The 8,984-nt window shown below is 67.5% G+C and carries 8 protein-coding genes; 2 read left to right on the plus strand and 6 right to left on the minus strand.

The genetic code is table 11. The annotated features are described in order from the left end of the window. Nucleotides 1-231 precede the first annotated feature (231 nt). Genes DBR20_RS09125 through DBR20_RS09150 form a run of 6 tightly spaced genes read right to left on the minus strand, consistent with a single transcriptional unit; the run spans nucleotide 232 to nucleotide 6,635 of the window. Nucleotides 232-1,290, minus strand: a complete 1,059-nt coding sequence (locus DBR20_RS09125; protein ID WP_089241853.1) for a LacI family DNA-binding transcriptional regulator — start codon at nucleotides 1,288-1,290, stop codon at nucleotides 232-234. A gap of 38 nt (nucleotides 1,291-1,328) precedes the next feature. After that, the gene (locus DBR20_RS09130) at nucleotides 1,329-2,912 is read right to left on the minus strand and encodes a family 43 glycosylhydrolase (protein WP_108265961.1); all 1,584 of its coding nucleotides are present in this window, start codon (nucleotides 2,910-2,912) and stop codon (nucleotides 1,329-1,331) included. A gap of 17 nt (nucleotides 2,913-2,929) precedes the next feature. Continuing rightward, nucleotides 2,930-4,213 carry a TRAP transporter large permease gene (locus DBR20_RS09135; RefSeq protein ID WP_099819446.1) on the minus strand — a complete coding sequence of 428 codons (1,284 nt, stop codon included), beginning with the start codon at nucleotides 4,211-4,213 and terminating at the stop codon, nucleotides 2,930-2,932. A gap of 3 nt (nucleotides 4,214-4,216) precedes the next feature. Next, on the minus strand, nucleotides 4,217-4,753 hold the full coding sequence (locus tag DBR20_RS09140; protein ID WP_108265957.1) for a TRAP transporter small permease: 537 nt from the start codon (nucleotides 4,751-4,753) through the stop codon (nucleotides 4,217-4,219). A 10-nt stretch (nucleotides 4,754-4,763) separates the two neighbouring features. Continuing rightward, nucleotides 4,764-5,768: a TRAP transporter substrate-binding protein gene (locus DBR20_RS09145; protein WP_108265958.1), complete on the minus strand. Its 1,005-nt coding sequence runs from the start codon at nucleotides 5,766-5,768 to the stop codon at nucleotides 4,764-4,766. 39 nt (nucleotides 5,769-5,807) lie between these two features. Next, a complete protein-coding gene (locus DBR20_RS09150) occupies nucleotides 5,808-6,635 on the minus strand; it encodes a 2-keto-4-pentenoate hydratase (RefSeq protein ID WP_108265959.1) in 828 nt (275 codons plus the stop codon). 157 nt (nucleotides 6,636-6,792) lie between these two features. Here DBR20_RS09150 and DBR20_RS09155 point away from each other — a divergent pair, with 157 nt between their 5' ends. Both DBR20_RS09155 and DBR20_RS09160 read left to right on the plus strand, forming a co-directional pair. Then, nucleotides 6,793-7,776 carry an alpha/beta hydrolase gene (locus tag DBR20_RS09155; protein WP_108265960.1) on the plus strand — a complete coding sequence of 328 codons (984 nt, stop codon included), beginning with the start codon at nucleotides 6,793-6,795 and terminating at the stop codon, nucleotides 7,774-7,776. Then, nucleotides 7,773-8,984 (plus strand): carboxylesterase family protein (locus tag DBR20_RS09160; protein WP_258223266.1); only part of this gene is annotated, 1,212 nt, incomplete at its 3' end. The genes DBR20_RS09155 and DBR20_RS09160, both read left to right, overlap by 4 nt.

Consider the following 8,984-nt stretch of genomic DNA (forward strand, 5'->3'; position numbering starts at 1 on the left):
TCGGCCCCGGCACGGTTCACGGTCGATTCTAGCCAGACAGGAAACCGGTGTCATTTTGCGCCGCACGATACCAGGGTGGGCTGCGCAGGGCGCGGTTGATCGGGTGGATGGGGCAGGTGGAGCGTCACGACCAACGGTCGTGACAGAAAAGCAGTGCGATCGGCAACGGACTATGCAGGCGCGTGGCGACGCGTTCGTCATGAAGGCGTGTCGTTGCCATCGCGGCGCGGATCAATCCTCTGGCGGTTGGCAGGAATCGCGCACGATCAGGTGCGGACGCACGCTGGCGATCTGCAGCGCAGGCTGGCCATCGGGCTGGATCAGCATCGCCGCGGCAGTGCGGCCGGTGTCGCGGGTATGCCGGCGCACCGAGGTCAGCGACGGCCACAGGCGCGAGGCCAGCGGGCTGTCGTCGTAGCCGACGATGGACAGCTGGCGCGGAATGTTGATGCCGGCGCGCAGCGCGACCTTGTAGACACCGGCGGCCATTTCATCGTTGCCGGTGAAAATCGCCGTCGGCCGGCGCTTGCCCAGCAGCAGTTTCTCGGCGGCGGCCACACCGGATTCGAAGGTGTAGCCGGCCTCGATGATGCGGTCCTTCGGCAGTTCGATGCCACGCTGCGACAGCGCCTCGATGAAGCCGGCGGTGCGCTCGTGCGCCGAGCGGTAGGCACTCGGGCCGGTCACCAGGGCGATATCGCGGTGGCCCAGCGAAAGCAGGTAATCGGCCGCTTCGGCGGCACCATCGCGGTCGTGGGTGACCACCATCTGCGAGGTTTCATCCAGCGGCAGCGCAGCCACGCGGGTGAAGCGGCAGCCGATCTCGTCCAGCATGTCCGCCAGCGCCTGGTCTTCGGACGCACGCGGCACCAGGATCACCCCGTGCAGCTTCTGCTGCTGGGCGAAGCGGCGCACGCCGTCGATGTAACCCGGGCTGCGGCTGTCGCAGGGGTGCACCACCAGTTCGAAGCTGGAGCCGCGCAGCGCATCCAGCGCGCCGTACTGCATGTCCACGATGTACTGCGCGGTGGGGTTGTCATAGACCATGCCGATCAGGAACGAGCGGCGGAAGGCCAGGCCACGGGCCAGCGGGTCGGGGGTGTAACCGACCTCGCGCATCAACGCTTCCACCTTGTCGCGCGTGTCCTTGCGCACCAGCGGCGAGTTGTTGATGATCCTTGAAACCGTTTTCTTGGATACACCCGACAGTCGCGCGATGTCATTGATCGTGGCTGCCTTGCCCTTTGCCAATGCCGGCGTAGCGGCATCGTTCTTGTTGCGCACTGACATGTAGTGAACCCGATAAGCCTGGGGATTCCAGCGCGCGCTCAGTCCAGCGCGCGATAGCGGAAGCTGCGGAAGGTTACCGTACCGTTGCCGGCCGCATACAGCGCCGGTTTCAGTGCCAGGAACTTGCCGGCCACATTGTGATGGTAACCGGACACTTCCATCTGAACCGGATACTTCTGCCAGCGCTGGCCATCGGCGCTGGAGTGGATGGTGACGATGTGGCGGTTGTTGGTCACCCGCAGCCAGAGCCGGCCGCCCTTGGCACTGGCCGCCAGCCGGGTGGGGCGCTCCTCGCCGTAGCGGTGCATGACGAACTGCTCGCCATTGCTGCCCACGCCCACGTACAGGCGGTCGCTGTAGAACAGCAGGGCGCCGCCGACCGCGCCGGGGGCGATCTCCATCTGCACCTCGAACTGATAGGCCGGGTCGCCGGCGATGGTGGTCAGCGGCGAGGCATCGCGCGGCGTGCTGCCCTTGCCCTGCAGCACCAGCCCGTCGCCGCTGAAGCGCAGGCGCCGGTATTCATCCACCGCCGGGTTGAAGAACGCCCACTGCGGGCCGAGCGTGCGGCCGTTGAAATCATCGGACAGGGCCATCCCGTGCGGCGTCAGCGCGCTGCCCGATGGCTTGCGCAGCGGTTGCCCGAGGTCACCACCCTTGGCCACGAACCAGCCGTCGGTGGTCCACTCGATCGGCTCCAACAGGGCCTGCCGGCCCAGCGTCCAGAAGCCGTTCTCGTAGCCGTGGTACATCATCCACCAGCGGCCGTCGGTGCCTTCGATCACCGTGGCGTGGCCGCGCGACCACCACGGTTCGGCGGCCGACTGCGTGCGCATGATCGGGTTGTTCGGCGCGTTCACCCACGGGCCGTGGATCGAGCGCGAGCGCGCGGTGATCACCATGTGCCCGGTCGGCGGGCCGGCGGTGCCGCCCACCGCAGTGGTCATGTAGTACCAGCCATCGCGGAAATGGATCTTCGGCCCTTCCTGCGCATAAGCCTCCACGTCCCAGCTTTCCGGGTAGCGCCAGCCGTCGTACACATGCTTCGGCGTACCCGCCACGCTCAGGCCATCATCGGCCAGCAGCACGTAGTCGCCACCGCTGAGGAACAGGTAGCGCTTGCCGTCTTCACCCACCGCGTGACCCGGGTCGATGTAGCCGCCCAGGCCGATGTCGATCGGTGCGCTCCAGGGGCCCTTGATGTCATCGGCCCAGACCACGAAGTTGCTGCGGCGCTCGCCGGTGCGCGCCGGGAAGTAGATGAAGTAGCGGCCCTGGTGCTTGACGATGTCCGGCGCCCAGATCGCGCCCACGTTCTGCGTAATCGCATGACCGAGCGGCTGCCAGTTGACCAGGTCGCGCGAGTGCCAGATCGGCAGGCCGGGGTAGGCGTCGAACGAGGACAGGGTGAGGTAGTAGTCGTCGTCGTCCTTCAGCACCGACGGATCGGGCCTGTCACCAGCCAGCACCGGATTCAGGAAGGTGCCATTGCCGAGGTCAGCCTGGCGCTGCTGCTCAATGCCGCGCCTCCACAGCGCGGGATCGGCAGCCAGTGCGGGCAGCGCAGCCAGCAACAGGCTGAGCAGGGCAGTTGCAGCAGCGCGGTGCAGCGTCTGTGTCATGGGATCGGCTCCGGTCATCAGGCGCGCAGCGCGGCGGGCAGCCACAGCGACAGCGACGGGAAGAAGGTGACGATCAGCAGCACGCCCAGCGCGGCAAACCAGAACGGCCAGATCGTGCGCATGCTCTGGCCGACGCTGATCTTGCCGATGGCGGTACCGATGAACAGCACCGAGCCCACCGGCGGGGTGACCAGGCCGAGGCCACCGGTCAGCACCAGCACCAGGCCGAAGTGGATCGGATCGATGCCATAGGCCTTGGCCACCGGCAGGAAGATCGGCGTACAGATCAGGATCATCGGTGCCAGGTCCATGAAGGTGCCCAGCAGCAACAGCATCACCACGATCATCAGCAGCACCATGAACTGGCTGTGCGCGAACGACTGCAGGAAGTCCACCGCCGCCGCAGGCACCTGCAGGTAGGCCAGCAGCCAGCCGAACACCGCCGCGGTGGCGATCACGAACAGGATCACGCCGGTGCTGCGCGCGGCATGGATGACGGTATCGAAGAACTCGCGCCAGCGCAGCTGCCGGTACAGCACGGTGGTGACCAGCAGGGCGTAGACCACGGCAATGGCCGCGCTTTCCACCGCGGTGAAGATACCGGCGCGGATACCCACGAAGATCAGCGCCACCAGGCCCAGGCCGGGCAGGGCGGAGACGATGCGCAGCAGTACCGCGCGCCAGCCCGGGAACACTTCCACGCCATAACCACGGCGACGCGCGACCACATAGCCGGTGATCATCAATGCCAGGGTCATCAGCAGCGCCGGCACGATGCCTGCGGCGAACAGGTCGGCGATCGACAGGCCACCACCGGCAGCGGCCGAGAACAGGATCAGGTTGTGCGATGGCGGCACCAGCAGCGCCACCAGCGCGGCGGTGATGCTGACGTTCACGGCGAAATCGCGGTCGTAGCCGCGCTTGACCATCTGCGGAATCATCGTGCCGCCTACGGCCGACACATCGGCGATGGCCGAGCCGGACACACCACCGAAGAACAGCGAGGACAGGATCGACACCTGGCCGAGTCCGCCACGCATGCGCCCCACCAGCGATGACGCCAGGGCGATCAGGCGTTCGGAGATGCCGCCGCGCATCATGATCTCGCCAGCGAAGATGAACAGTGGAATGGCGATCAGCGAGGCCGAACCGGTGCCGGCGGAGATCTGCTGGACCAGCACGATGCTGGGAATGTCCAGGTAGAGCAGGGTGGCCAGCGCAGCGGCAGCCAACGCGTAGGCGACCGGCACGCCCAACAGCAGCAGCGCGGCGAAAACAGCGAACAGGATGGTGATGCCCATGGATCAACGATCTCCTTCAGCGTCGACGGCGTCGGCATCGGCTGCCTTGGCATGCAGCGCCTTCCACGCACGGTTCAGTGCGAACAACAGCATCAGCGCACCGCCCACGGCGAGCGGCAGGTAGTTGATGCTCTGCGGCAGGTTGGCGCCAGCGGTCTTGATGTCCATGCCATCGAGCAGCAGGTCGGCCGACCAGAACGCGATGAAGCCACCCAGCACAGCCACCACCAGCTGGGTGAACACATCCACCGCCCGGCGCAGGCCGGACCCCATGTAGGCGTGCAGCAGGAAGAAGCCGAAGTGGCGGTTGGTGTGCACGCCGCAGGCCGCGCCCAGGCTCATGGACGTGGCCAGCAGCAGCAGGGTCACCGGCTCGGTCCAGCTGGGCGAATCGTTGATCACGTAGCGGGCGAACACCTGCCAGCCCTGCACCACCACCAGCCCCAGCAGCGCGGCCACGGCGATATAGATGGCGATGTCGGCGATGTGGTCCAGCAGGCGCTGGCCGGGGCCGGCGGCGGCAATCGTCGTCTCGGTCATGGCAGTGTCCTCAGGCGGCAGCGCGGATGCGGGCGACCAGCGCGGCCAGCTCGGGTTGCTGCAGGTACTGCTGCAGCAACGGCTGGGCGGCGGCGCGGAACGCGGGAAGGTCCACCTCGTTGGCTTTCACGCCAGAGGCCAGCACCGCGCGACGCGCGGCATCTTCGGAGGCATCCCACTGCGCGCGCATCACCTTCACCGAGGCGCGTGCGGTCTCCAGCAGCAGCTGGCGGTCGGCCGGCTGCAGGCGCTCGAAGCTGGCGCGCGACATCAGCAGCACGTCCGGCGCATACGAGTGATTGCTCTGCGACCAGTAGTGCGCGGCCTCGAAGTGGCGGCTGGAATGGAAGCTGCGCATGTTGTTCTCGGCACCGTCGATCATGTGCGTCTCCATGCCGGAGAACGTATCGCCCAATGACATCGGCGTCGGGTTGGCGCCGAGCAGGCGCATCAGCTGGATGAAGATGTCCGAGGACGCCACACGCAGTTTCAGCCCGTGCAGATCACTGGGCTGCACGATTGGATGCTTGGTGTTGTAGAAGCAGCGCGCGCCGGAATCATAGATCGCCAGGCCGACCAGATCGCGGCTCTCGAAACCCCGCAGCACCGCCTCGGCGATGCCGCCATCCAGTGCGGCGCGCTGGTGCGCCACCGACTCGAAGACATACGGCAGGCACAGTGCCTGGGTCAGCGGGAATGCATTGTTCAGTGCACCGGCATAGACACGGGTGATGTCGATGGCACCGAAACGGGCCATGTCGATCGCTTCCGATTCGCGACCGAGCTGGCCGGAATGGTATTGCCGCAGGCGCAGGCGACCGTTGCTTTCGCGCTGCAGCGTTTCGCCGATCCACTTCACCGCGGTCACGGTGGGGTAGTCAGCCACATGCACGTCGGTGGCGGTCAGCAGCTGGCCACCATCGATGGCCTCGGCCGGCCCGCGGCCACAGGCCGCGAGCATCGGGGTGGCCAGCGCAGCAGCGCCGCCGGCCAGGAAATGTCGTCGTGTGATCATCTGCGCCCTCCCGCGCGTGTTCACCGGATCGTGCGGCGGTTACCCGGCCGACACGGCCCTGCAGGCAATTTCGCCGAAGCCGGCAAACCGCACCAGCGCCGTCTGCCCCACGGTGATGTCATGGATACCGGTGGCGTTGCCGGTGGCGATCAGGTCGCCCCGTCGCAACGGCCGGCCGCGCAGCGCCGAACGGGACAACGCGAACGCATACGCCGCGCGCAGGCCGCCGGGCAGCCGGGTGGCACCACCCGTGCCGACCACCTCGCCCTCGATCAGGGTTTCGGCGCGCAGGTCGGTTTCGTCGCGGGCGGTCCAATCGGCAATCTCCGGCCCCAGCACCAGGCCGTTGTTGTTGCCGAAGTCGGACACCACCACGCGCGGGCCGAGTTCGTTGATCGTCGCCAGCGGGCTGCTGGCCACTTCCACGCCGATGTACAGGCGCGCCGGCAGCGCTTCAGCCTGCTCGGGCGTCCAGTGCAGCTGTGCGGCGGGAGCGTCCTCCAACAGCTCCAGCACGTACTCCGCCTCGACCGCGCCGAAGCCGCCGACGAACACCGGAATGTCTACTGTTCCACCGGTAGCATTTTGCAGCTGACGCGAGAAAACCGGGCCCAGCAGGCGATCGTCGCCGGACGCATCGCGGCGCTCGGCGGCGATGTAGCCGACCTTCCAGCCGACCACGTGGTCATCCCAGCTGGCGATGGCCAGATCCTGCACCTGGTAGGCAGCCACCAGGTCAGGCGGGACAAGGCCCGGGAAGCCGGGCAGGGCCTGGCCGGCGCGGCGCGCGGTGGTGAAGGCGTGGGCGATCGCGGCCGCATCGTCCGGCGGCGGCGTCTGCCCATGTATGCCGTGTTCGTTGCTCAAGAACGGTCTCCCTCTGGCGTTGTTGCACTGCCCATCGACAGCGTCTGCAGGAGGTGTATATGGTAAACCGGTGTCATCGTGCAAGCCGCAGCGCATCACGAGCGCTTGTCGGTAACCTCGGCCACTCTGTTGCCTCCCCGTTGGAGCCCTGCCCACCATGCGTTTTTCCCGTGTGCTGTTGTTGCTGACCGGCCTGCTGCTGGCCATCCCTGCGTCCGCCGTCGATGCGCCGCTGCGCGCGGGCGAGCGGCTGGGGAAGGAGCTGGCTGGTGAACAGATACCCCTGTGGCCGGCCGGACAGGTGCCCGGCGAGACCGGCACTGCGCGACCGGCGCGCGTGGTCGAGCGCAGCGATGATCCGGCCCATCCCGATCGCTTCATCGACCAGGTCGATGCGCCCTATCTGCTGGTGCATACACCCGCCCATGCCAACGGCCGCGCGCTGCTGGTGATTCCCGGTGGCGGCTACCAGCGCGTGGTGATCGACAAGGAGGACAGCGCGCTGGTGCCGGAGTGGGTGGACCGTGCCGGCTATACCCTGTTCGTGCTGCGCTACCGCCTGCCGCATCCCGGCCGCGACCGCCAGGCGGCGCTGGCCGATGCGCAGCGCGCACTGCGCGTGGTGCGCGACCAGGCCATGAGGCGCAAGCTGGATGCCGACAGCGTGTCGGTGATGGGCTTCTCCGCCGGTGGCCACGTCGCCGCAAGGCTGGCCACCGGTTTCGATGCGCCGGTCTACCCGCCACGCGATGCCATCGACCGCCTCAGCGCGCGTCCCGCCCGCGCGGTGCTGGTGTATCCGGTGATCGACATGGGCCCGCATGCACACAGCGGTTCACGCGGACGTCTGCTGGGCGGGCAGGCCGATGCAGCGCTGGCTGCACAGTATTCGATGCAGCAGCACGTACGCGCTGACATGCCGCCGACGCTGCTGATCCACGCCAACGACGACCGCGTGGTCAGCGTGCACAACAGCGAGGTGATGGCACAGGCGCTGGCCAAGGCGGGCGTCGAGCACGAACTGCATCTGTTCGCCCACGGCGGCCATGGCTTCGGCATGCGCATGCCACCCGATTCGACGTTGGCGGTATGGCCGCTGCTGGCACAACGCTGGCTGCAGGCCACGGAGGCGGCACGTTGAACCAAGTGGATGCCAACCTGCAGCGCCGCCGTTTCCTGCTCGACAGTGCACGCTGGGCGCTGGCCACCGCTACCCTCGCAGCGCTTCCAGTATCCGCGATGCCTGGACCACGCGATGACACGCAGATCGTTGCGCGCGTCCGTGGCGGCCGCGTGCGTGGCCAGCGCGAGCAGGGCGTGCACATGTTCCGCGGCCTGCGATATGGCGCCGACACTGCGGCCTACCGTTTCCAGCCGCCGCGCCGCGAGACAGGCTGGCGAGGCATCGCCGATGCGCTGGAATACGCCGCATCTGCGCCACAGACAGGGGCGGACGGTCCGGGCAGCGAAGATTGCCTGTTCCTCAACGTATGGACGCCGGCGCTGGGCGACGGCGGCAGGCGGCCGATCCTGGTGTACCTGCATGGCGGCGGCTTCAACAACGGTTCCGGCAGCGACCCGCTATACGACGGCAGTGCGCTGTGCCGACGCGGCGACGTGGTGGTGGTCACCGTCAATCATCGCCTGAACACCTTCGGCTACCTGTACCTGGGCGCGCTGGGCGACCCGCGTTATGCGGCCTCCGGCAACGTCGGCCAGCTCGACCTGGTGCAGGCCCTGCAATGGGTGCGTGAGCACGCAGCGGTGTTTGGCGGCGATGCCGGCAACATCACCGTGTTCGGGCAGTCCGGTGGCGGCGCCAAGATCGCCACGCTGATGGCGATGCCGGCAGCACGAGGGCTGTTCCAGCGCGCGTGGACGATGAGCGGGCAGCAGGTCACCGCGGCCGGTCCGCGTGCGGCGGCGCAACGCGCTTCGGTTGCAATGGACGCGGTTGGCGCGCGTGACCTGCGGGCACTGCTGCGCTTGCCAGCAGCCGACCTGTTGGCCGCTACGCGCACACGCGATCCCTCGCGGGTGGAAAGCAGCGCGCTGTACTTCGGCCCGGTGCTGGATGAGGTGGTGCTGCCGGTGCATCCGTTCTGGCCACAGGCACCGGCGCAGTCCGCGTCGATTCCGATGGTGATCGGCAACACCCGCGATGAGACACGCGCGTTTCTTGGCAACGACCCCGCCAACTTCACGCTGACCTGGGAGAGCCTGCCCGCGCAACTGGAGAAGCAGCAGTTCGTCGATCTTTTACCTTCGGTGGTGATCGCAGAGTATCGACGCCTGTACCCGCACTACTCGCCGTCAGAAGTGTTCTTTGCCGCCACCACGGCCGGCCGT

This window comes from Stenotrophomonas sp. HMWF023 (assembly GCF_003060985.1).
GTDB classification, from domain to species: Bacteria; Pseudomonadota; Gammaproteobacteria; order Xanthomonadales; family Xanthomonadaceae; genus Stenotrophomonas; species Stenotrophomonas lactitubi.